Genomic DNA, 21,260 nt, shown 5'->3' on the forward strand with positions numbered 1-21,260 from the left:
TATATGGATGTATTATCTCCCAAGGAACGATTGCTCCGCTCCCTAAATGGTGAAGCTGTAGATCGGGCTCCGGTGATTTGCCCCGGGGGCATGATGAATTCCGCTATTGTTGATGTAATGAAAAATCATGGCAATGTATTGCCAGATGGTCATCGTGATTCAAAGATTATGGCGGACTTGGCTCTGGATGTGCAGGCGGATACGGGCTTTGAAAATGTGGGTATTCCCTTTTGTATGACCGTAGAAGCTGAAGCACTGGGCAGTGATATTGACTTTGGTACTCTAAAATGCGAACCAAAGATTGCCAAGGAAATCTTTCCTTCGGTGAAGGATGTTATTTATAAGGCTGATGATGCCTTGGTGAATAGCCCCAGAGCGGGTACAGTTTTTCAGGCCATATATAATGCTGCCGGCCACTCTCCTGACATACCGGTTATAGGCAGCATAACTGGTCCCCTTAGTACCGCCGCTTCGGTTGTGGATCCCATGAATTTTCTGAAGGAGCTTCGCAAGGTTAAGGACGAATCCCATAGATTTGTGGATTATGTAACCAATCAGCTAATCGGCTATGCCCGCTATATGGTGGATAATGGTGCCAGCGTAATTTCCATTGCTGACCCAACAGCCACCGGAGAAATATTAGGTCCCAAGATGTTCGGCGATTATGCAGTAGTTTATATAAACAAGCTGGTGGATGCCATTCATGAAATGGGAGTGCCGGTAATAGTACACATCTGTGGAAAGATGCAGGCCGTTACCCATCATATTGCCAACCTTCACGCTGATGCCATCAGTGTTGACGCACTGGTAAGCCTGAGGAAGCTGAAGGAGGAATACCCGCAGCTTACCACCATGGGTAACCTCAGTACCTTCCTGCTGGAGTTTGGTGAAGAGGCTAATGTTCAGCGAAGCACTGAGCAGCTTATCCATGACGGGATAAATATTTTGGCACCGGCTTGTGGGTTGAGCACCTCAACGCCACTAAGAAATATCCAAACCTTTACTGGTGCTGCTAAAGCTGTATAAGGGGGCGTATAAATGAGCAAATATCAGATTGTTTTTCAGCCCTCAGGTCGGCGCGGTGAAGTAGAGGAAGGAAAAACCATACTACAGGCTGCCCAAAGCCTGGGTGTAGGTATTGAAGCCGCCTGCGGTGGGGCCATGGTCTGTGGTAAATGTAAGATAATACCGGAGTTTGGTAATTTCGAGAAACTTGGTCTAAGTTCAGCCAAGACACATATTTCCGCCCTAAGCCCGGTGGAAGAAAAAATTCTGACTGCTGATGAAATCCAAAAGGGCGTACGATTAGCTTGCTGCGTTCACATAAAGGGTGATTTGGTAGTCAGTGTTCCCAAGAAGAGCCAAAGTGCCAAGCAGGTGGTATTGGAGGCAGGCAGTTCAAGAAAAATTGCCATAAAGCCGGCAGTAAAATCCTATTTTTTACAGCTTACGCCACCGACCTTGGAGGACCCTATGGATGATCAGCAGCGTTTGCTGATTGCTCTGGAAAAAAGGACAGGTTTAAAAGATATAAAGATTGACTATACGGTTTTATGTAATCTGTCCAGGGTATTGAGGGAAAATAACTGGGAGGTTACCGTAACCCTGCGGGAGGACAAGCAGGAAATCGTTAGGGTACGGGGCGGTGACTACAGCCGCAAGCTGGGTATTGCCATTGATATTGGTACTACCACCCTGGCGGCCTATCTCTGTGATTTGGATACAGGTGAGCTGCTGCAAAAGGCGTCCCGTATGAATTCCCAGATTGGCTATGGTGAGGATATTTTGTCAAGAGTATCCTATGCCACTGGTAATCCTGACGGACTTCAGACTTTGCATGACATTATCATAAATGATGTCAATGAGCTGGCCTCGGAGCTTACGGCGGGTATCAGCACCAGTCCGGATGATGTGGATGAAATGGTGCTGGTCTACAATACGGTAATGCATCATTTGGCCCTAAAGCTGTACCCTGGTTATGTGGGACGTTCCCCCTTTGCACCGGTGGCGGCCCATGCCTTGGACATAAAGGCCAGGGATTTGGGTATAAAGATAAATCCAGCCGGGTGGGTGCATTCATTGCCAATCGAGGCTGGCTTCGTGGGGGCCGACAATATGGCGGTGGTCATTGCCGAGGAACCGTATAACAGCAATAAGATAAAGCTGATAATAGATATTGGTACCAACGGTGAGATTGATTTAGGCAACAAAGATAGATTGCTGTGTACATCATGTGCCACTGGTCCGGCCTTGGAAGGAGCCCAGATAAAATTTGGTATGCGGGCAGCTCCCGGAGCTATTGAAGGGGTGAAAATAGACAAGGAAACCCTGGAACCATCCTATAAGGTTATCGGCAATGATACCTGGTATCCGGAACTGGAGGTTACCGGTGCCTTGGGCATCTGTGGTTCAGGGATAATCGATGTGTTTGCCGCCCTTTATGAGGCAGGAATTGTGGGTAAGAGTGGACGTATCAATAATAAATTGGCTACACCACGCATTAGAAAGGATGAAAATGGCAAGTGGGAATATGTGCTGGCTTATGCCAAGGAAACGGGAATAGGGCAGGACATTGTGGTTACCCAGGCCGATATTCGGGCCATTCAGCTGGCCAAGGCCGCTATCTACGTGGGGGCTGAGTATTTACTGAACAAATATGGGATTGACCATGTGGATGAGGTAATTCTGGCCGGGGCCTTTGGCAGTTATATAAATAAACGAAGTGCCTTGGTAATGGGCATGTTCCCGGACTGCGACCTGGAGCATATCCATGCCGTAGGTAATGCGGCAGGGGATGGCGCCCGTATTGCCTTATTAAATATTGATAAACGCCATGAGGCGGATGAGATTGCCAGAAAGGTGGAATTTGTGGAGACGGCGGCGGAACCTGATTTTCAGGAGCATTTTATGGAAGCTATTGCAATTCCTCACGCCAAGGCCAGGTTCCCCCATGTAAAGGTGCAATGAAAATGTTGAGCAAGAAAGGCAGATGAATTTCATGACGGAATGGAAGGATGAGATGACGGCCATTGAGCGTATGACAGCCTACGCCAAGGGTGAAGACATAGATCGGCTGCCCTGTGTACCAATTGTTGGAAATACTGCAGCCAGGGTAATCGGAGTAAAGGTATCAGATTTTCGTGGTAATGGTGAGCTGATTGCCAAGGCCCACATTGCCGCCTATAAATTATTTCATTATGACAATATCCGCGTGTTTACCGACTTATATACCCAGGCCGAGGCTATGGGCTCCGAGGTAATATACCCCGAGGATGAAACAGCATATCTTGGCCAGCCGATAATAAAGCTGGACCCCAAATTGTCCAATTTGGATGAGATTGATAAGCTGCGCCCGGCGGATCCCTATAAGGATGGCAATTTGCCGGAGCATCTAAAGGCCATGCGTATTGTCGTGGATGCCGTGGGCAAGGAGGTTCCGGTGGGCGGTGCCGTTACCGGTCCCTTCACCAATTCCTCCTTTTTGGTGGGGGCCGAAAATCTGGTGCGTTTAACCTTGAAGAATCCAGATGCCGTTCATAAGCTGTGTCAGGTGTCATTGGAAAGTAATCTTCGTTATGTGGATGCAGTAATTGACGCGGGAGTGACTCCAAGTCTTACAGATGCCATGTCTTCAAGCACAGTTATCAGCCCAAGGCTGTTCCGTAAATTCTCCTTGCCATATTTGAAAAAGCTCATTGACCATATTCACGACAAGGGCAAGAAGGTAACCCTGCATATTTGTGGTAAAACCGACGGAATTTGGGAGGATATGGTAAAAGCCGGAGCAGACTGTCTGAGTATTGATAATGATGCGGATATCCGGAAGGCCAAGGAGCTGGTAGGCGACCGGGTAATGCTTATGGGCAATGTTCGGCCATCGGAAACCATGCTGGAGGGCACCGTGGAGGATGTGCGTAATGCCACGGTAGAAGTGGTTCGTAAGGTTTATGATTCACCGAAAGGCTTTATTGTAGCCTCCGGGTGCAGCCTGCCGACGGAAACACCATTTGAAAATATTCATGAAATGTTAAATACGGTGCGCCGCATCGGCAATCCGTTTGCTATTAAGGATGCCGCGTCCATTGTGGCATGAGAGAGGATGATGGGATATGAAGAAGTTATTAGCTGTATTATTGGTCGTAATTGCCATGATTACGACTGCCTGCGGTGGTTCTGAAAAGTCCGCAGGAACCGATAAAAAGACGGATTTTAAGATTGGCTATTTGGCTTCCACCGGACATATTTTATATTTTATTGCCCAGGAAAAGGGTTATTTTGCCGAAGAAGGTCTGAATACAGAGCTGGTATTATTCAATAACTCCGGTGAAGGAATTACCGCTGTGGCCAATGGAAAGCTGGATGTGGGAGCCTTTGGCAGCTCAGCACCTATGGTGTATATGTCAAAGGGGAGCCCAATAACGATTTTCGCCGGGCAGATGTCCATGGGCCATGCTTTGGTGGCCAAGCCGGAAAAGGCGGCTGAATTGGCTGATTTAAAGAATCTGAAGGGCAAGACAGTTGCCACTATTCGCCTGGCTACCGGTGATATTGTATTCAGAGAAGCAGCTATTAAGCAGGGGTTGAAGATTAACGAGGATGTTACCTTTAAGGAAATGGAATCCGCTTCTGCCGCTATGGAGGCGGTAAAGAATGGGGCTGCCGATGCTTCCGTGGTATGGACTCCATTCCGTAAAATGGCCGAACAGCAGGGCTTGAAGATTGTTAAGTACAGTCCTGAGGTGCCCGGCTTTGAAAACCATCCATGCTGCCGTCAGATTGCTTCTACCGCCAATATCCAGAAGCATCCAGAAAATTATGAGGCGTTTCTCCGGGCCATGATTAAGGCTTATCGCTTCTACAAGACCAATAAGGATGAATCCATCGAAATATTGTCCAAGTATGTAAATATCGATAAGGATACACTGTATGAGGAGACCTACGGAAAATATGTGGAATCCAATCCGGATCCAAATCGTAATGCCGTTATTGACTTTTATAAGTACATGAAGGAAGTGGGTTATATTGAAAAGGACTTTGACATTGCAGAGCACATCAATATCCAGCTCTATCAGAAGGCCCTGGACCAGCTTCTTGAAGCTGAGCCGCAGGATAGCGTTTACAAGCAGCTTAAAGCGGATTTTGAGAAAAATGATTTATAAATTCAATTTTACCCAGTCGGTAAAGACCCAAAAGGTGGTGGATGTTACAGCTATTTTTCTGGGAATTCTGGCCCTGTGGGAAGTTCTGACGGTGCAGCTGGAGGTGTTGGATCCTTTCCTGTTTCCATCGCCCCAGCAGGTACTGGAGTTGTTTATCGGTGACCTGCCCACCATATTCCGTGGCTTGGGCAGCTCCCTGATATTGTTGGGCTCAGCCTATATTTTGGCCCTTGCGACGGCCATACCGGCCGGGTTGTTCATTGGCTGGCGCAGACGGTTGTTTAATGCCGTTCACCCCATATCAAAGATTATGAGCGCAGTGCCACCAATTGTGTATATTCCTTATGCCATTGCTATTTTACCGACCTTCCAGTTGGCTTCAATTCTGGTTATCTTTGTTGGTGCTTTTTGGCCAATCTTCGTGAGTACATTAAATGCTACTGTGCAGATTGATAAAACCCTGATTGATTCCGCCAGAATGCTCCGCATTAAGGAACGGAGGCTTCTCTTTGAGATTATCCTGCCGGCTATCATGCCCCAGGTGCTGACCGGGTGCAGTGTGGGACTGATTTTCTCCTTTATCCTTTTGGCATCGGCTGAGATGATTGGAGCTACCTCTGGTATCGGTTGGTATGTAAAGTATTATTCTGATTTTGGCGATTATGGCAAGGTTATTGTGGGCATCCTGTTTATCGGCCTGGTGGTAACAGCTGTCATGGCTGTTTTTGACAGGGTACAGCGTCACCTGCTGCGGTGGCAGGCCAAGTATTCGGCAGATTAAGGGAGGGACAATTATGCTGGAAGTGAAACATGTTAGTAAGTCCTTCACCAAGGATGGACAGCCCCAGCTTGTACTGTCGGACCTTAATCTGGCAGTAGGGGCCAGAGAGTTTGTTTGCCTGTTGGGTCCATCCGGCTGCGGTAAAAGTACCCTTTTGAGGATTATGGCCGGGCTGGACAACGCTGAATCCGGCGGTGTATATCTTGATGATAAGCTGGTGGATGAGCCTCAGCCAAAGTGTGCCTTCGTATTTCAGGATTATGCCCTTTTTCCGTGGAAAACCGTGCTGGAAAATGTGGTTTACGGTATGGATGTTCAGGGAATGTATGATAAAAAAACTCGACTGGAAAAGGCCAAGGAATATTTGAAGCTCATGCATCTGGAAAAATATGAGAATTCGTATATTCATGAATTATCCGGTGGTATGCGTCAGCGGACGGCTATTGCCCGTAGTCTGGCCTTGGAGCCGGAGATATTATTCATGGATGAGCCCTTTGGGGCCCTGGACAACTTTACCCGCATGGAGCTACAGGAGCTGTTGCTGGATATTTACAGCAAAAACAAGCTAAGTGTGGTATTTGTAACCCATGATATCAGCGAAGCAATATATCTGGGGGACCGTGTGGTGGTCATGAACGCTCATCCGGGTACGGTTCATTCGATATTAGATATTAATAAGGGTCTTGTGCGGGACCGTACCAGCGAGGATTTTCACCTGTATGAGGATAAAATTATGCAGGCCTTCCAGCTGGTGCGCAAGCAGGAAGTGGAATATTACATTTAAATAATTTTAGAGTAATTTTGGAAAAGGCGGTGGCAATATGGCAAAGGTGTTCATGGAACATTTTCGATGCGGTGGTGAGCCGGAGCGGCATATTGCCACTGAATTATGTCAGCGGGCCGGAGTGAAAGTCTATGATGTATATTGCCACAGTGAGGCAATGGCCAACATGGCCAGTACAATCTGTCAGATGGAAGGGGATGTTTTATGCAAGTTGCCCTTTGCCACCATGGCCGAGGCTGAACAGCTGGGGGCTGAGTGGAATTTTATCCCGGAAAGGGCACAGCTGGTGCCTGGAGCCTTGCCCTATGCGAAACTGACTGAGGTGGAAATACCAGCCTTTTCCTTCGATTACGGCCTTATGCAGGAGAATTTACAGGCAATACGTCTGCTGAAGCATAGGGGAGAACGGGTCAGCTTCAATATTGAAGGCCCCTTCACCCTGTTGAGTTTATTGGTACCATCCAAGGAAATCTATAAAGGGATGCGGGCTCAGCCAGAATTGCTCAGGAAGCTGTGCAAACTGCTCATTGACAATATTGAGCAGGAGGCAGCCTATGTGGCTGAAGCGGGGGCGGATGTGATTTCCTATGCTGACCCGCTGATTTCCTGTAATATGGTATCTCCAACAACTTATACAACGTTGTGCGGGGATATTATCCGTGAGGCCCTGCAGCGGATTATGGCGGCTGTACCGGGGGTAACTGTTCATGTATGTAGTGCCACATCAGCTGCCTTTCAGCGGGCTGGCTTTTGTCAATGCCGTCCTTACATTGTGCCTAAGGGAATGTGCTATGGTGAGGCCCTGTGCTTTGCCCGTCATCAGGCGGGTGTCCAGTTGGTTGGGCATGGATGCTTGCAGCATTCCTGCTGCAAAATGGCTAAACCGGTGGTATATGAGCTTAAGCTTTGTTAAGGGCGAAGAATATAGAAGGGAGAGTATGAACAATGTTGGGAGATTGCGCTAATTGTAATGCTAATCATATGTGCTTTATGAAGGGGAAAAGCTGTGTTCCGGTGGAGCAGAGCGAGGTGTTGGCCCTATATGATAAAGAGGAAAGAAAGATAATGAAGGCGGCCGCCTACGTGGAGGGTACCTTTTACATGAAATATACCCGTTTGCAGGAAACGGCAGAATTTGCCCGGAAGATGGGCTATAAGACCATCGGTATTGGGTTTTGCATGGGTATCCGGGATGAAGCAAAGCTCTTTGCCAAGTTCTTTGCGGATCAGGGTTTTGAAGTAATTTCTGTTTGCTGTAAGAATTGCAGTGTTCCAAAGGATGTGCTGAAGCTGAAGAAGGTAAATCCAAAGAGTGCAGTGGAGCCAATGTGTAATCCAAAGGCTCAGGCCAAGTACCTTAATGAACACGGTGTGGAATTGTTTGTTTCTGCAGGTCTCTGTGTCGGCCACGACGCCTTGTTCTCCAAGGCCTGCGATGGGCCAGTAACGACCCTGGTTGTTAAGGACCGGGTACTGGGCAACAATCCAATGGCAGTGGTATATTCCGGCTATTGGAAGAAAAAGCTGGGTCTGGCCGCACAGGATTTGTAATCGATAATTAGTTAAAAAATCGGAGCTGGGAAATGAGGTGACCCCATAATCCCGGCTCTTTTTTGTGCCTTTAACTTCTTTTATGGATAATATATTATCCATAACTTGATAAAATATCATAAAATTGATAAAATATTAGTATGATAAACTTAGAACAACGTACATCAAATGAAATAAATAAAGATCTGGCAGGGCGGGTGGCAAAGCTGCGGAAACGGCGGAAGCTATCCCAGCAGGCATTGGCCCAAAGATCTGGAGTGAGTTTTGGCTCGGTAAAGCGGTTTGAACAGACTGGTGATATTTCTTTGCAATCACTGACTAAAATTGCCATTGCTCTTGAAGTGGAGGGAGAGCTGGAGAGCCTTTTTAGTCAGGTGCCTTATGAATCATTGGAGGAAATATTAAATGAACAGGGTAGATAAGCTGACGGTGCTTTATAACAATAGGCCAGTGGGGGATATGGTGCTGGTTGATAATCGGTTGGCAGCCTTTGAATATGAAAAAAACTGGCTCATAGACGGCTTTTCCATTAGCCCCCTTTCACTGCCATTGGTGAAGAAAGTGTTTATGCCAAAGTATGACCCATTTGATGGGCTTTTTGGTGTGTTTGCCGATAGCTTGCCAGATGGCTGGGGACGACTGTTAGTAGACAGATTAATGCGGAAAAAAGGTATGGAGCCATCCGGAGTCGGTATTCTTACCCGCTTGGCTATAGTCGGGGCATCTGGTATGGGGGCTCTTTCCTATAAGCCGACGGTATTGTTGGAAAATATTGAGAAGAATTTAAGCTATGATGAAATTGCCACAGAGTGCCAAAAACTTTTGCAGGAAGAAATGACCGATGAACTGGATTATTTATTCGTAAAGGGTGGTTCCTCCGGTGGGGCTAGACCTAAGATACTGACTAACATAAATGGTGAGCCGTGGTTGATAAAATTTCCCTCCACTTATGACCGTTACAATATCGGTGAGCTGGAATACAAATACGCATTGTGTGCAAAAAAATGCGGCATTCAAATGGCAGATGTAAAATTGTTTCCGTCAAGTAAATGCAGTGGTTATTTTGGTACCAAGCGATTTGATTTTAAAGAGAGTGTAGACGGAATGGTTCGTGTTCACATGGTATCGGCAGCAGGGCTACTGGAAACCTCTCACCGAATACCAAATCTTGACTATGATATTTTGATGAAGCTTACTTTGAAGCTGACCCGGGATATGGAAGAGTGTAAGAAAATGTTCCGTCTTATGTGTTTCAATGTTTTTGCCCACAATCGGGATGATCATTCCAAGAATTTTACCTATATCTATGTTGAAGAGGAAAATAGATGGGTACTGTCGCCAGCCTATGATTTGACCTACAGTGAGTCTATTGGCGGGGAACATGCTACAACAGTGCACGGTGAGGGTAGGGAACCAGGAATCAAGGAGATTATGGAGGTGGCCAAGGCGATTGGCTTAAATGAATCCTGGGCCAAAGCTGAAGCAAAAAAAATTCAAGAGATAGTTTTTACGGAGTTAAGGGAATTTTTAAAATAGAATTGGTAATTGTGAGAAAGGGGTAAGGACATGAAGTTTTGTATTTTTGGAGCCGGGGGAACCGGTGGAACCATGGCGGCTTATCTGGCCATGGCTGGCAACGATGTAACCTTGATAGCTCGCGGGAAGCATTTGGAGGCTATAAAGGAAAAGGGGCTGGTGCTTCATACCAATCATAGGGGCACCATTACGGTGGATAGTATCAAGGCCGTTACTGCAGATGAGTATGTGGACACGCCGGATGTGCTCTTTGTTTGCGTGAAATATTACAACATTGAAGATGCTATTACATTTGCCCGTGAAAAGGCGGGGGAGGGTACCCTGATTGTACCAATTCTGAATGTCTTTGGAACTGGCGGTGTGATGCAGGAAAAGCTCGCTGATTTGACCTGCCTTGATGGCTGTATTTATGTTATGAGCGAAATAGAAGCTCCCGGCGTAATATACCAGTCCAATAAAATTTTGCGGGTGATTTTTGGCTATCGGCCAAAGCAGGAGGAAAAGTTGATAGATAAGGCACGGCAGCTGGAGCAGATTTTGCGTGATGCTGAAATCAAAGCCCATTTCAGCGATAATATTATCCGCGATGCCCTGCAGAAATTTGCCTTTGTATCCCCGGCGGCACCGGCAGGCTCCTACTTTGATTCCTCCTGTGAGGTTTTTCAGCAGCCGGGTGAGGAACGCGATATGTTTGCGGGACTTATAAAGGAAGTGGAGAAGCTGGGCAATGCCATGGGGGCTGATTTCCAGCAGGATCTGGTGGAAGTGGGCCTTAAAATGATGGATGCCTTAAAATCTGGTTCCACCATGTCCATGCAGAGGGATATTCAGCGGGGACGTCAGTCAGAATTTAGCGGACTGGTAACCAGAGTGGTGAATTTAGGCAAGGAATATGGCGTATCCGTGCCACTTTATGAGAAGATAAATGACTGGGGAATTAGTAAGGGAATAAAATAAAAAAGATAATCTGGCATATTTCTCATGATAGATTGCGAAAAACTTCTAAAATGTTGTTTTTACAACATAATTTTCAGCATGGTTTATATATAATCATGCCATGAAGTTAATGTGTGTGAACAATAGGAGGCAATAAATATGCTTAGACAGATTATTCATATTGATGAGGAAAAATGTAACGGCTGTGGACTGTGTGCCAAGGCTTGCCATGAGGGAGCCATAGATATTGTAGATGGTAAAGCCAAGCTGATGAGGGAGCATTTCTGTGATGGACTTGGTGACTGCCTGCCGGGCTGTCCTACTGGGGCTATTACCTTTGAGAAGCGGGAAGCTCCTGCCTATGATGAGGCTGCGGTAAAGGCGGCCCAAAGTGCCAAGAAGGCGGCTTCTGCGACCATGATGCCACCAATGGGCATGGGATGCCCAGGCTCAAGAGCCATGCAGCTTAAAAAGTCAGAGGTGACGGAGTCACAGGCGGATAATCAGCCAATGACTTCTGCCCGTTCAGTGTCCCGGCTTAATCAGTGGCCATGTCAGATAAAGTTGCTCCCAACTCAGGCACCATTTTATGATGGGGCCAAGCTGCTGATTGCAGCGGATTGTACCGCCTATGCCTATGCCAATGTCCATGAGGATTTCATGAAAGGGAAAATAACCCTGATTGGCTGTCCGAAGCTGGATGAGGGGGATTACAGCGAGAAGCTGACGGAAATCATCAGCAATAATGATATAAAGAGCGTAACTATTCTCCGCATGGAGGTGCCATGCTGCGGTGGCCTCCAAAGAGCTGCAGAAACAGCCCTGAAAAACAGCGGCAAATTCCTCCCTTGGCAGGTGGTAACCATTTCCAGAGACGGAAGAATATTGGAATAAACTTTATTGTATTTACGGTAATACCGATATATAATGTAAGAAAGATGGGAGGGATAAAAATGGCAAGCAAGGTAATGAATTTTAAAATGGATGAAACAGAGATAATGGATATGAAGAAGGTTGCGGCTATTTTTAATATTTCAGTGTCTGATATGATCAGAGAGGCTATCAAAGAGCACATTGGCAAGCTGAAAAAAGACCCTTTCTATCGGCTTACTGTTAATGTGGAAGATGCAACCCCTGAGGAAAATGAAGAAATACTTGCAGCAATAGATTCTTTAGCTGAAGATGACTTGGAAATAGTATCTAGCAAAGAATTTCATGTTCAGGAGGCCTGATGAGCATGAATATGAGGGGGAGACAGGAATTTACATATAAGATACAGTATACCAAGGCCGCTGAGAAATTTTTTAAGATTCATGGGGATATAAAAGAAGCATATGAATCTTCAATAAAAGAGTTGCTTATTGGTAACCATCCCGAACAGATAGATATTAAACGGATTCGGGGAAAAAGAAACGATTATTATCGAATGAAGATAGGTAATTATCGGGTGATTTATGCCATTATCAACGGCATTATAGTGGTTATTGATACAATTCTTGCAGGCTCTCGTGGTGATGTATATAAGAAAATTTGTGGCCTTAAATAAAACTATCTATTATCACGACTATTTCTCCACCAAGGAACACAATATGCTCAAAGACCGTGAACCATACGAAAAAATCTCGCGACAGGCTGATACCCCTCTGGAAAATGTTATGGAAATTGCCAAGAGAAACAATTTGGCCTATAACTGAATCGAGCTAATAAATAAAAACTGCCCATAGTACACAAAAATATGTACTATGGGCAGTTTTTAGGTATAGTAAGTTATTTTGAAGCGGGAATTACTTGAAAATTATCAATAGGATGGTTTATGGCATATTCTAATTTATCATTATCAACGTAATTGGTGAGTATATTATTTTTACCAAGTAAATAGGTAATTCTAGCATATGCAACATCGGAACCATGAAACCCATCTATTGTTTCATCGTCAGAGCCACCGGTCGTTGCTAAATCAGTGAAATTATACCATGGAATATCTAAATCAGAACATATTCTTTTCGTTTCATCCATATAGGCATGTAAGTAATCATGGAAATGGATGCTAATACCAAAGTAAATGTGGCAGCTCGGTGGCTGATATATTTAGCCGTTAAGAAAAAGGCTGCAAATACAATTGGTAAATATACAAAAATAAACGGATATGAATTAAAGAGCAATGTAAGTCCTCCCAGTTAAGAAAATGTCGCTTCTAAATTATATATCCCTAAATGGATATTATCAATACAAATATCCCAAATAGGATAATTGTAAAATGCATTATCGTACTCTTAAAGCAGGAGGGATAGTGTATGTTTGGGGAAAGATTACGAACATTACGGGAACATCAGGAAATGTCACAATTGGAAGTGGCCAAGAAGCTGGATATAATGCAAAACACCTATAGCCGGTATGAGCGGGGAATCAGGGAACCAGACTATGCCACTCTGAAAAGAATAGCCAATTTCTTTGGTGTGTCCATTGATTATCTACTAGGAAATGATGACCCGTCTTTGGAGGATGACCTGGCTGATTTAGAAAATATATTGATGCATGGCCGATATACCATATATGCTCACTTTCCTACAGATGATGAAAGGGAAATGCTGCGGGATTTATTGCGGGTTCTTTACCGTCAAAAATAAATAAACCAAAAATAAATAATGAAAATAAGAAAGAGAGTGACTGCACTATGTTGTTGCATCAGCTCTCTTTTTTCGTTAGGATAAACTGCCAGTGTATGGCTAAAGCAAAATCCTCTAATTGATAATTCTTTTAGAATATCTCCATTTGTGATAAAATTAAGTTTAGTGTAGAAATGGAGGTTTCTCGATGATTCATATGAATGATGTTATGAAGGTATATGACAATGGTGCCATTGCCCTCAATCATATCAATGTCGATATTAAAAAAGGTGAGTTTGTGTTTTTGGTAGGCCCTAGTGGCGCCGGCAAATCCACCTTTATTAAGATGCTGTTCCGTGAGGTGTTGCCATCCTCTGGCATTCTCACCGTTAACGGCCGTGATATTATTCACATGTCCAATAAGGATGTGCCTTATTTGCGTCGTTCCCTGGGGGTTATATTCCAGGATTACCGCCTGCTGCCGGACAAGACAGTGTACGAGAACATTGCCTTTGCCATGCAGGTAATCGAGGCACCCCGTCGCATGATGCAGCGCAATGTTAATAATGTGCTGGACATTGTAGGACTCCGCGACAAGTACAAATGCTTCCCAAATCAGCTTTCCGGTGGTGAGCAGCAGCGTGTAGCCATTGCCCGGGCTATTGTGAACAATCCTGCCATAGTTATTGCTGACGAGCCTACTGGTAATCTTGACCCGGAGACTTCATGGGGAATTATGGATATTTTTAAAAACATTAACGCTTCCGGCACTACCATCGTAATGGCAACCCATGACAAGACCATTGTGGATGCCATGCAGAAGCGGGTTATTGCCATTGAGCATGGCGAAATAGTCCGTGACGAGGCACGAGGAGGTTACGGCTATGAACATTAATACTGTTGAGTATTACATACGGGAGGTTATTCACTCCTTAAGGCGTAACAACTGGATGTCCGTTGCTTCCATCGGTACGGTTGCGGTATCTCTGTTTATTTTCGGTATGTTCCTTATGCTGGTTATGAATATGAACAAAATGGTGGACGCCATGGAATCCCAGGTGCAGATCAAGGTTTATCTGGAGGATGATTTTTCCCGTGATGATGCCCGTGATCTGGAAGTTGATTTGAAGAAAATGCAGGGGGTAGAAAAGGTTACCTTCGTGCCAAAGGAAGAGGCCATGGAGAAATTCAAGGAGCGTTTGGGAGACCAAAAGACTCTGCTGGATGCTTTGGACGAAACCAATCCTTTGCCGGATTCCTTTGAGGTTATGGTGGTGCAGCCGGAAATGGTTAAAACCGCCGCTGAAAACATTGAGAAGTTCGAGGGTGTTGACAGTGCCAAGTACGGTCAGGATGTTATGGAGCATCTCTTTGATATTACCCGTCTGATTCGTATTTTCGGCTTTGCTTTGATGATGGTGTTGGCTTTGGCCACTCTCTTTATTATTTCCAATACCATTCGCCTTACGGTGTTTGCCCGCCGCAAGGAGATTGCCATTATGAAATATGTTGGTGCCACTGACTGGTTTATTCGTTGGCCATTTGTGCTGGAGGGTATAGTGATGGGCTTTTTGGGGAGTCTTATTGCTTCCGTTGTGTTGCGCCTCACCTATTCCGGCATTACTGCCAAGATTTATGATACCCTGGCTTTCTTCCCGCTGATTCCGGAGGAGCCGTTCCTCAATTTTGTTACAATGATTGTGGTTATTGGCGGCATGATTATGGGTGCCATTGGCAGTACAGTTTCCATTAAGCGTTTTCTGAAGGTCTGAGGTGCTGTTATGAGTTTTTTTACTACCAAGCACAAGCCTGTTAGTCTTATAATGGCTGTTCTCATGTCCCTTTCTGTGGCAGGAACTGCTCTGGCTGATGATCTTGAGGAGCAGCTTCAGGATTTGCAGGAAAAAGCGGCACAGCAGCAGGAGATTACCAACGAGGCCCAGGCCCGGGTGGATAATTTGTCCGAAAAGCTGCGGGTTTTGCAGCAAGAGGTGGATGCAGCCACTTCCGAGTACAACGATGTAAAAAGCAGACTGGATAAGGTTCAGTCTGATATATACGATAATACCGAGCTCCTTAATAAAACAGAGAATGAGCTGAAGGTAAAGAACAAGAAGCTGGCCAAGCGTGTAAGGGATATTTACATCAACGGTCAGATCAGCTATGTGGATGTGCTTTTCGGGGCCAAGGATTTTTCAGATTTCCTTACCCGTATGGACATTCTGAAGCGAATTATCAAGCATGATTACGACCTTATTATGAAGGTGAAGGCTGACCGCGAGATTGTTATGAACACCAAGGCCAAGCTGGAAAAGGATAAGGCGGATGTGGAGCTTCTGGTGGCGGATGCAGAAATCAAGCAGAAAAATATGCTTGATAAGAAGCAGGCCCAGCAGGTGCTTTTGGATAAGGCAGAGTATGACAGGGATGTTTCACAGCAGGCCTATGAGGAAATCATGGCGGCATCCCAGGAGATTACCCGCATGATTCAGCGCAGTCAGATGGTTGGGGGCAGCTATGTTTCCAGCGGTTCTGGTGCCATGATATGGCCACTGAATGGCCCTATAACCTCTGAATTTGGCTGGCGTACTCATCCTATTTTTGGTACCCAGCGTTATCACAGCGGTCTTGATATCGGCGGCGATTATGGCCTGCCTATTGCAGCAGCAGCCAGCGGAACAGTTATTCACGCCGGCTGGATTAGTGGCTATGGCTACACTGTCATTATTGACCATGGTGGCGGAATCACCACTCTGTATGGCCATAATGAATCGCTTCTGGTAGGTGAAGGTGAGTCTGTATCCCAGGGCCAGACCATTGCCCTTTGCGGTTCTACCGGTAATTCCACCGGTCCTCATTGCCATTTTGAGGTTCGCGAAAACGGTGAGCCGGTAAGTCCATATAGTTATTTGTAAATTGTTTAAACATGTGCTCTTTTACCTGTCATAGTGGCAGGTAAAAGGGCTCTAATTCGATTTGGGGTTATTATTGAAATGATTGGAGAATGTTCATGAGTCAGACTAAGAAAAATATTCTTCTTGTAATTAGCACCGTACTGGTTACCTTGTTGATTGTATGCTGTGCCATCTTTTATATGCTGGGAGGCACAGTGGAAAAGGCCGGGGATATGCTTCGCTTTATTGCCACTGTGAGCTTCGTGGAAGACAAATACGATGGCGATGTGGATCGGACAATCCTTATAAACGGATCCATTGATGGTATGATGAAATCCTTGGGTGATAAATATTCCATTTATTTGGACGAGGAAAAATTCCGTGAACTCAACAATATCAACAATGGTACCTTTGGAGGAATTGGCGTGGTTATGAGCTTTGCTGAGCCAGGTCATTGCAAGATTATGTCCGTAATGGAAAATACACCAGGCCAACAGGCTGGTCTTCAGGACGGTGATGAGGTAATTGCTGTGGAAGGTACCCCTGTTTCTGAGCTTCAGCCAGAGGAAGTGGTAGGAAAAATCCGTGGCGTTGAGGGAACCCAGGTGGTAATCACTATTCGTCGTCAGGGGGAGGAGGATAAAGACTATACCCTTACCCGTTCCAGTATTTCCATGACCACAGCAGCCGGGGATATGATTCCTGATACTGAAATCGGTTATATTCGCATTGCTTCCTTCAGTGAAAACACTGCCAAGGAATTTAAGGATGCCCTGGAAAAGGAAAAGTCCCAAAATGCCAAGGGCCTTATCATTGATTTGAGGGCAAATCCGGGGGGACTGGTTACTTCTTGTATGGATATTGCCAATATGGTTGTGCCGGAGGGGGAAGTGGTATCTCTTATTGATAAGTCCGGCAATAAGCAGGTGTTTAATTCCAGCATGACAGAGAAGGAGCTTCCTATTGTGGTGCTGATTGATGGCAATAGTGCCAGTGCGTCTGAGATTTTGGCGGGGGCATTAAAGGATAGAGGGGCGGCTACTTTGGTAGGTATGAAATCCTACGGCAAGGGCTCCGTGCAGACTATTTTGCCACTTTTCCGTGGTGATGGCATTAAGCTTACAGTGGCCAAGTATTATACCCCATCAGGCACCAGCATTGACGGTATTGGAATTCAGCCGGATGTGGAAATCGCCATGCCGGAGCATCCTACAGAGGACGTGCAGCTTTTGAAAGCCGTAGAAGTTATGAAAGAAAAACTCCAGTAAATTGAAGGGCCTAATGGTATTTTAATTTTCAGTTTATAAAATATTTATGTTTAATGCATATACTATACGCGAATACAACAAAGAATGCGTGCCTCTCCACGTATTACTTAGTACAATTTATTTGACTGAGAAAGCATGAAAGGATATACAGTATGAAAAAGCGACTTTTAATAGGAGCCGTATTGCTGGCAGCCAGCGGATTTTTGGCAGGTGCTCCAATAGGTGAATGTGCATCCTTGTCCATGGAGGAAGCTATACAGACGGCTCTGGTCAATAATCCTGACGTGAATATAACCAGACTGGCTGAAGATTCTGCCCAGGCCAAGCTGAGCCAGGCCCGGGGAAGTAACAGTATCTCTGTAAAGGCAGGCACTAATTTCGGTAAGTCCGAAAAAAATGACATGGGCTGGGACAATAACAACGCCACAACTATTTCTGCTTCATTGCCACTGTTTAACGGGAACATAACAGGCCGGAATATTGAAAGTGCAGAAATAGGGGTGGATATTGCCAAGCTCCAGACCCAGCGTAAATGGGAGACCACCAAGCTGTCAGTTATCAAGGCTTACTATGACGTATTACAGGCCAAGAAGCAGACGGCAGTTTATCAGGATGCCGTTGACAAGTATCAGCTGCATCTGAATAATGTGGAACAGCTGTACAACGCCGGCAGCAAGGCCAAAATTGATGTACTCCGCTCTCAGGTGGAGCTGGCTAATGCCCGTCAGAGTCTGATTAAAGGGCAAAATGCTTACGAGAACAGTATCAGTATATTGAAAAACCTTCTGTATATGGATCAGAATGAGCCGCTGGAGCTAACGGATGATTTCGTTTATGAGCCCTTCAATGATGATGTAAATTCTTGTGTTTCCTACGCTTTGGATAATCGTAAGGATTTAATAGTAGATACCTATCAGGTGAAGCAAAAGGAGCTGGCACTGAAAAATGCCTTGGCTGGATATATGCCAACAGTGGATCTCAGTGTAAGCACCGGCTGGAATAAGCAGGTGACACCAAGCCGTGATAATCACAGCGTTTCGGGAACCATCGGTGTAAACTGGAATATTTGGGACAGCGGTGTTACCAAGGGAAAGGTGAATGCCGCCAAGGTGGAGCTGGAGACGGCAAAGCTGACCCTTAATAAGGATAAAAGCACTGTGGACATGAATGTTCGCACAGATTATAACAGTATGCGTGAAGCAGAGAAGCGCTTTGAATCCACCAAGGAAGCCGTGAGAGAGGCTCAGGAGGATTACTTTATCGCCAACGAGAAATACAAGGCTGGCGAGGGTATTATGCTTGATATCATTGATGCCCAGAATGCCCTGGAAACAGCTCAGCATAATTTCTTAAGTGCCCAGTATGACTATGCAAGACATAGGGCAGCTGTGGAAAGCGATATGGGTCTGGATGTTTATCCTTCCACCTCCACAGTTTCCAATGCGCCATCAGAAAAGTGATGGGCTATTCTGAAGTGAGAAAAGAGGCAAAGATATGAGAAAGAAAAAAACTTTCACAATAGCTGGCATTCTAATCGCAATTTTGGTGGTAATATTTGGTGCATATATGTATTTCAGCAACTCCAATGCGGAAAAAAATGCTACTGCCACTGAAATGGCCCAGGTTCAGCGTATGAAGATAAAATCCACTGTGTCTGCCACAGGAACCATCCGTCCGGTGGATTCCGTAGAGGTGAGCTCCAAGATTACAGCCCGTATAAAGTCGGTACTGGTAAAGGAAAACGATCATGTAACAGCTGGTCAGACTGTGGCTATTTTGGATGGTAAGGACTATGAGGCCTCCAATGATCAGGCAGAATATAAGCTGATAAATGCCAAAGCCAAGTATAATCGCGTGTCCTATCTTAACTCCATTGGTGCTAAATCTCAGGAGGAAATGGAGGATGCCCAGTTAACCTACGATACTGCCTCCAGTAATCTGGAGAAAACCCAGTCCGATTTAAGCGAGACTGTTATTGTAGCTCCTATGGACGGTGTTGTAGTGGGTGAGCCAAAGAGTGCTGGAACCATGGCGGTACAGGGAAACAGTAATCCTACCGTTATTATGACCATTGCAGATATGAGCAAAAAGCAGATTCTGGCCAAGGTGGATGAAACCGATATTGGCAGTGTGAAGGTTGGCCAGAATGCCACCTTTACCGTTGATACCTATACTGGAAAGACCTTTACAGCAAAGGTTTCAAAGATTTCCCAGACAGACGTTACCAATAGCTGGAATACCAATTCCAGCAACAGCTCAGCTTCCTCATCTTCTACAGCCAGTGTTATTTACTACTATGTGGTGCTGGATGTGGATGATCCTGATAATCTGCTGTTGCCGGCCATGACAGCCCGTGTGGATATCGTTACCTCTGAAAAGGAGAATGCTTTGGTGGTTCCAATCTCTGCCTTGAAGACTGATACCAAGGGCTCCTATGTTCAGCTAAGCCTGCCTGACGGAACTACAGAGAAGCGCTATGTATCCACCGGGATATATAGTGATGAATATGTGGAAATTGAGGATGGCCTTTCCGATGGTGATGCTGTGGCCATTACCTACAAGGCCAAGAGCAGCACTGCAAGCAGCGCCAAAACCACCAGAGGTGGCGGCCCGGGCGGACCTCCAATTTAAGGGCGGAGGTTGATAACTAATGAGTAATATTGAAAAAATTACTATTAGCCTGCGTGGAATAAAAAAGCTATACAAGGTGGGGGATCAGGAGGTGGCGGCCCTCAACGGCATAGACCTCGACATTAAGGAGGGGGAATTTGCCGCTCTTATGGGGCCATCAGGCTCTGGTAAGTCTACCCTGATGAACATTTTAGGATGCCTTGATCGTCCCAGTGTTGGTTCCTACAAGCTGGACGGTCAGGAGGTAGCACACCTTAGCGATGATATGCTGGCCAAGACCAGAAATCAGAAAATCGGTTTTGTTTTTCAGAACTTTAATCTTTTGTCCAGAATTTCTGCCCTGGAAAATGTGGCACTGCCTTTGGTTTATGCCGGAGTAGACTCTGATGAGCGGGAAGAACGGGCCATGTATTTTCTGGAGCAGGTGGGGCTGGCGGACAGGGCGGATCATCAGCCAAATGAGCTTTCAGGTGGTCAGCGTCAGCGTGTGGCCATTGCCCGTGCCTTGGTAAATGATCCTCAGATTATTATGGCGGATGAGCCGACAGGTAACCTTGATACCAAGTCCACCAAGGAAATAATGGAAATATTCCAGTCCATGCACGAAAAGGGACGTACTATTATTTTGGTTACCCATGAGCCGGATATAGCGGTTTGTGCCAGTCGTCAGCTGCTAGTTCGCGATGGCGTTATTACCAGAGATGAAGGGAAGGGCGTGGTTTTGGATGTTGTTTAAGGAAAGCTTTTCCATGGCCTTTACTGCCCTTTTGGCAAATAAAATGCGGTCCCTTCTCACAATGCTGGGCATAATCATCGGTGTTGGTGCTGTTATCGCCATGGTATCTGTGGGGATGGGTGTTAAGAGTGACGTGGTAAACAGCATTTCTTCCTTGGGAAGTAATATGCTTATTGTATCGCCTGGCTCCACCAACAGGGGCGGTGTCCGTGGAGCTGCAGGCTCCCGCACCAATCTGAAATACGATGATGCTAAGGCCATTAAGGAAAAAGTTAAAAATATTGATTACGTTTCTCCGTCTGTGTCCCGGTCCTACCAGATTGTCTACGGCAATCAGAACTGGAATTCCTCGGTAATGGGTGTTACTCCTGAAGTCGG

General features: G+C 45.7%; 25 protein-coding genes. 24 read left to right on the forward strand and 1 reads right to left on the reverse strand.

Annotation, left to right across the window (positions count from 1 at the left end; translation table 11 throughout):
• The first annotated feature begins 3 nt into the window (after positions 1-3).
• The 15 genes from ACKI5G_RS06965 (at position 4) to ACKI5G_RS07035 (ending at position 12,441) form a co-directional block, all read left to right on the forward strand.
• Positions 4-1,026 carry a uroporphyrinogen decarboxylase family protein gene (locus ACKI5G_RS06965; protein WP_407398911.1) on the forward strand — a complete coding sequence of 341 codons (1,023 nt, stop codon included), beginning with the start codon at positions 4-6 and terminating at the stop codon, positions 1,024-1,026.
• 12 nt (positions 1,027-1,038) lie between these two features.
• On the forward strand, positions 1,039-2,967 hold the full coding sequence (locus ACKI5G_RS06970; protein ID WP_407398913.1) for an ASKHA domain-containing protein: 1,929 nt from the start codon (positions 1,039-1,041) through the stop codon (positions 2,965-2,967).
• Between the two features lie 31 nt (positions 2,968-2,998).
• Positions 2,999-4,093, forward strand: coding sequence for a uroporphyrinogen decarboxylase family protein (locus ACKI5G_RS06975; protein ID WP_407398915.1), 1,095 nt, complete (start codon positions 2,999-3,001; stop codon positions 4,091-4,093).
• A gap of 16 nt (positions 4,094-4,109) precedes the next feature.
• Complete coding sequence (locus tag ACKI5G_RS06980; RefSeq protein ID WP_407398917.1) at positions 4,110-5,159, forward strand: ABC transporter substrate-binding protein; 1,050 nt, start codon at positions 4,110-4,112, stop codon at positions 5,157-5,159.
• Complete coding sequence (locus tag ACKI5G_RS06985) at positions 5,149-5,940, forward strand: ABC transporter permease (RefSeq protein WP_407398919.1); 792 nt, start codon at positions 5,149-5,151, stop codon at positions 5,938-5,940. The genes ACKI5G_RS06980 and ACKI5G_RS06985 overlap by 11 nt, the downstream gene beginning before the upstream one ends.
• 13 nt (positions 5,941-5,953) lie before the next feature.
• Complete coding sequence (locus tag ACKI5G_RS06990) at positions 5,954-6,724, forward strand: ABC transporter ATP-binding protein (RefSeq protein ID WP_407398921.1); 771 nt, start codon at positions 5,954-5,956, stop codon at positions 6,722-6,724.
• A 37-nt stretch (positions 6,725-6,761) separates the two neighbouring features.
• Positions 6,762-7,637 carry a uroporphyrinogen decarboxylase family protein gene (locus ACKI5G_RS06995; protein ID WP_407398923.1) on the forward strand — a complete coding sequence of 292 codons (876 nt, stop codon included), beginning with the start codon at positions 6,762-6,764 and terminating at the stop codon, positions 7,635-7,637.
• A 32-nt stretch (positions 7,638-7,669) separates the two neighbouring features.
• Complete coding sequence (locus tag ACKI5G_RS07000) at positions 7,670-8,275, forward strand: DUF1847 domain-containing protein (RefSeq protein ID WP_407398925.1); 606 nt, start codon at positions 7,670-7,672, stop codon at positions 8,273-8,275.
• Positions 8,276-8,415: 140 nt separating this feature from the next.
• On the forward strand, positions 8,416-8,697 hold the full coding sequence (locus tag ACKI5G_RS07005) for a helix-turn-helix domain-containing protein (protein WP_407398927.1): 282 nt from the start codon (positions 8,416-8,418) through the stop codon (positions 8,695-8,697).
• Positions 8,681-9,811: a type II toxin-antitoxin system HipA family toxin gene (locus ACKI5G_RS07010; RefSeq protein WP_407398929.1), complete on the forward strand. Its 1,131-nt coding sequence runs from the start codon at positions 8,681-8,683 to the stop codon at positions 9,809-9,811. Before ACKI5G_RS07005 ends, ACKI5G_RS07010 begins: the two co-directional genes overlap by 17 nt.
• A 30-nt stretch (positions 9,812-9,841) precedes the next feature.
• Positions 9,842-10,768 (forward strand): ketopantoate reductase family protein, encoded by a 927-nt coding sequence (locus ACKI5G_RS07015; RefSeq protein ID WP_407398931.1) that lies wholly within the window; start codon positions 9,842-9,844, stop codon positions 10,766-10,768.
• Between the two features lie 138 nt (positions 10,769-10,906).
• Positions 10,907-11,641, forward strand: a complete 735-nt coding sequence (locus ACKI5G_RS07020) for an ATP-binding protein (RefSeq protein WP_407398933.1) — start codon at positions 10,907-10,909, stop codon at positions 11,639-11,641.
• Between the two features lie 59 nt (positions 11,642-11,700).
• Positions 11,701-11,979 carry a hypothetical protein gene (locus ACKI5G_RS07025; protein WP_407398935.1) on the forward strand — a complete coding sequence of 93 codons (279 nt, stop codon included), beginning with the start codon at positions 11,701-11,703 and terminating at the stop codon, positions 11,977-11,979.
• Positions 11,979-12,293 carry a type II toxin-antitoxin system RelE family toxin gene (locus ACKI5G_RS07030; protein WP_407398937.1) on the forward strand — a complete coding sequence of 105 codons (315 nt, stop codon included), beginning with the start codon at positions 11,979-11,981 and terminating at the stop codon, positions 12,291-12,293. The genes ACKI5G_RS07025 and ACKI5G_RS07030 overlap by 1 nt, the downstream gene beginning before the upstream one ends.
• Positions 12,280-12,441, forward strand: a complete 162-nt coding sequence (locus ACKI5G_RS07035) for a hypothetical protein (protein WP_407398939.1) — start codon at positions 12,280-12,282, stop codon at positions 12,439-12,441. The genes ACKI5G_RS07030 and ACKI5G_RS07035 overlap by 14 nt, the downstream gene beginning before the upstream one ends.
• 73 nt (positions 12,442-12,514) lie before the next feature.
• Here the strand turns inward: ACKI5G_RS07035 and ACKI5G_RS07040 are convergent, their stop codons facing one another.
• A complete protein-coding gene (locus ACKI5G_RS07040; RefSeq protein WP_407398941.1) occupies positions 12,515-12,763 on the reverse strand; it encodes a hypothetical protein in 249 nt (82 codons plus the stop codon).
• A gap of 278 nt (positions 12,764-13,041) precedes the next feature.
• Here ACKI5G_RS07040 and ACKI5G_RS07045 point away from each other — a divergent pair, with 278 nt between their 5' ends.
• The 9 genes from ACKI5G_RS07045 to ACKI5G_RS07085 all read left to right on the forward strand — a co-directional run.
• Positions 13,042-13,374 carry a helix-turn-helix domain-containing protein gene (locus ACKI5G_RS07045; RefSeq protein WP_407398943.1) on the forward strand — a complete coding sequence of 111 codons (333 nt, stop codon included), beginning with the start codon at positions 13,042-13,044 and terminating at the stop codon, positions 13,372-13,374.
• A 187-nt stretch (positions 13,375-13,561) separates the two neighbouring features.
• Positions 13,562-14,248 (forward strand): cell division ATP-binding protein FtsE, encoded by a 687-nt coding sequence (gene ftsE, locus ACKI5G_RS07050; protein ID WP_027397372.1) that lies wholly within the window; start codon positions 13,562-13,564, stop codon positions 14,246-14,248.
• Positions 14,238-15,125 (forward strand): permease-like cell division protein FtsX, encoded by an 888-nt coding sequence (ftsX, locus tag ACKI5G_RS07055; RefSeq protein WP_407398945.1) that lies wholly within the window; start codon positions 14,238-14,240, stop codon positions 15,123-15,125. Before ftsE ends, ftsX begins: the two co-directional genes overlap by 11 nt.
• Before the next feature lie 9 nt (positions 15,126-15,134).
• Positions 15,135-16,268, forward strand: a complete 1,134-nt coding sequence (locus tag ACKI5G_RS07060; RefSeq protein ID WP_407398947.1) for a murein hydrolase activator EnvC family protein — start codon at positions 15,135-15,137, stop codon at positions 16,266-16,268.
• Between the two features lie 95 nt (positions 16,269-16,363).
• On the forward strand, positions 16,364-17,515 hold the full coding sequence (locus tag ACKI5G_RS07065) for a S41 family peptidase (RefSeq protein ID WP_407398949.1): 1,152 nt from the start codon (positions 16,364-16,366) through the stop codon (positions 17,513-17,515).
• Between the two features lie 152 nt (positions 17,516-17,667).
• The gene (locus ACKI5G_RS07070) at positions 17,668-18,975 is read left to right on the forward strand and encodes a TolC family protein (protein WP_407398951.1); all 1,308 of its coding nucleotides are present in this window, start codon (positions 17,668-17,670) and stop codon (positions 18,973-18,975) included.
• Positions 18,976-19,009: 34 nt separating this feature from the next.
• The gene (locus tag ACKI5G_RS07075) at positions 19,010-20,146 is read left to right on the forward strand and encodes an efflux RND transporter periplasmic adaptor subunit (RefSeq protein ID WP_407398953.1); all 1,137 of its coding nucleotides are present in this window, start codon (positions 19,010-19,012) and stop codon (positions 20,144-20,146) included.
• A gap of 19 nt (positions 20,147-20,165) precedes the next feature.
• Positions 20,166-20,882, forward strand: a complete 717-nt coding sequence (locus ACKI5G_RS07080) for an ABC transporter ATP-binding protein (protein WP_407398955.1) — start codon at positions 20,166-20,168, stop codon at positions 20,880-20,882.
• A partial coding sequence (locus ACKI5G_RS07085) for an ABC transporter permease (RefSeq protein ID WP_407398957.1) occupies positions 20,872-21,260 on the forward strand: 389 nt, incomplete at its 3' end. The genes ACKI5G_RS07080 and ACKI5G_RS07085, both read left to right, overlap by 11 nt.

This window comes from Anaerovibrio sp., assembly GCF_045637405.1.
Taxonomy (GTDB): domain Bacteria; phylum Bacillota; class Negativicutes; order Selenomonadales; family Selenomonadaceae; genus Anaerovibrio.

Coding starts and splice junctions, on each gene's coding strand:
- ACKI5G_RS06965 (WP_407398911.1), top strand. CDS start 4: ATGGATGTATTATCTCCCAAGGAACGATTGCTCCGCTCCCTAAATGGT.
- ACKI5G_RS06970 (WP_407398913.1), top strand. CDS start 1,039: ATGAGCAAATATCAGATTGTTTTTCAGCCCTCAGGTCGGCGCGGTGAA.
- ACKI5G_RS06975 (WP_407398915.1), top strand. CDS start 2,999: ATGACGGAATGGAAGGATGAGATGACGGCCATTGAGCGTATGACAGCC.
- ACKI5G_RS06980 (WP_407398917.1), top strand. CDS start 4,110: ATGAAGAAGTTATTAGCTGTATTATTGGTCGTAATTGCCATGATTACG.
- ACKI5G_RS06985 (WP_407398919.1), top strand. CDS start 5,149: ATGATTTATAAATTCAATTTTACCCAGTCGGTAAAGACCCAAAAGGTG.
- ACKI5G_RS06990 (WP_407398921.1), top strand. CDS start 5,954: ATGCTGGAAGTGAAACATGTTAGTAAGTCCTTCACCAAGGATGGACAG.
- ACKI5G_RS06995 (WP_407398923.1), top strand. CDS start 6,762: ATGGCAAAGGTGTTCATGGAACATTTTCGATGCGGTGGTGAGCCGGAG.
- ACKI5G_RS07000 (WP_407398925.1), top strand. CDS start 7,670: ATGTTGGGAGATTGCGCTAATTGTAATGCTAATCATATGTGCTTTATG.
- ACKI5G_RS07005 (WP_407398927.1), top strand. CDS start 8,416: ATGATAAACTTAGAACAACGTACATCAAATGAAATAAATAAAGATCTG.
- ACKI5G_RS07010 (WP_407398929.1), top strand. CDS start 8,681: ATGAACAGGGTAGATAAGCTGACGGTGCTTTATAACAATAGGCCAGTG.
- ACKI5G_RS07015 (WP_407398931.1), top strand. CDS start 9,842: ATGAAGTTTTGTATTTTTGGAGCCGGGGGAACCGGTGGAACCATGGCG.
- ACKI5G_RS07020 (WP_407398933.1), top strand. CDS start 10,907: ATGCTTAGACAGATTATTCATATTGATGAGGAAAAATGTAACGGCTGT.
- ACKI5G_RS07025 (WP_407398935.1), top strand. CDS start 11,701: ATGGCAAGCAAGGTAATGAATTTTAAAATGGATGAAACAGAGATAATG.
- ACKI5G_RS07030 (WP_407398937.1), top strand. CDS start 11,979: ATGAGCATGAATATGAGGGGGAGACAGGAATTTACATATAAGATACAG.
- ACKI5G_RS07040 (WP_407398941.1), bottom strand. CDS start 12,763: ATGGATGAAACGAAAAGAATATGTTCTGATTTAGATATTCCATGGTAT.
- ACKI5G_RS07045 (WP_407398943.1), top strand. CDS start 13,042: ATGTTTGGGGAAAGATTACGAACATTACGGGAACATCAGGAAATGTCA.
- ftsE (WP_027397372.1), top strand. CDS start 13,562: ATGATTCATATGAATGATGTTATGAAGGTATATGACAATGGTGCCATT.
- ftsX (WP_407398945.1), top strand. CDS start 14,238: ATGAACATTAATACTGTTGAGTATTACATACGGGAGGTTATTCACTCC.
- ACKI5G_RS07060 (WP_407398947.1), top strand. CDS start 15,135: ATGAGTTTTTTTACTACCAAGCACAAGCCTGTTAGTCTTATAATGGCT.
- ACKI5G_RS07065 (WP_407398949.1), top strand. CDS start 16,364: ATGAGTCAGACTAAGAAAAATATTCTTCTTGTAATTAGCACCGTACTG.
- ACKI5G_RS07070 (WP_407398951.1), top strand. CDS start 17,668: ATGAAAAAGCGACTTTTAATAGGAGCCGTATTGCTGGCAGCCAGCGGA.
- ACKI5G_RS07075 (WP_407398953.1), top strand. CDS start 19,010: ATGAGAAAGAAAAAAACTTTCACAATAGCTGGCATTCTAATCGCAATT.
- ACKI5G_RS07080 (WP_407398955.1), top strand. CDS start 20,166: ATGAGTAATATTGAAAAAATTACTATTAGCCTGCGTGGAATAAAAAAG.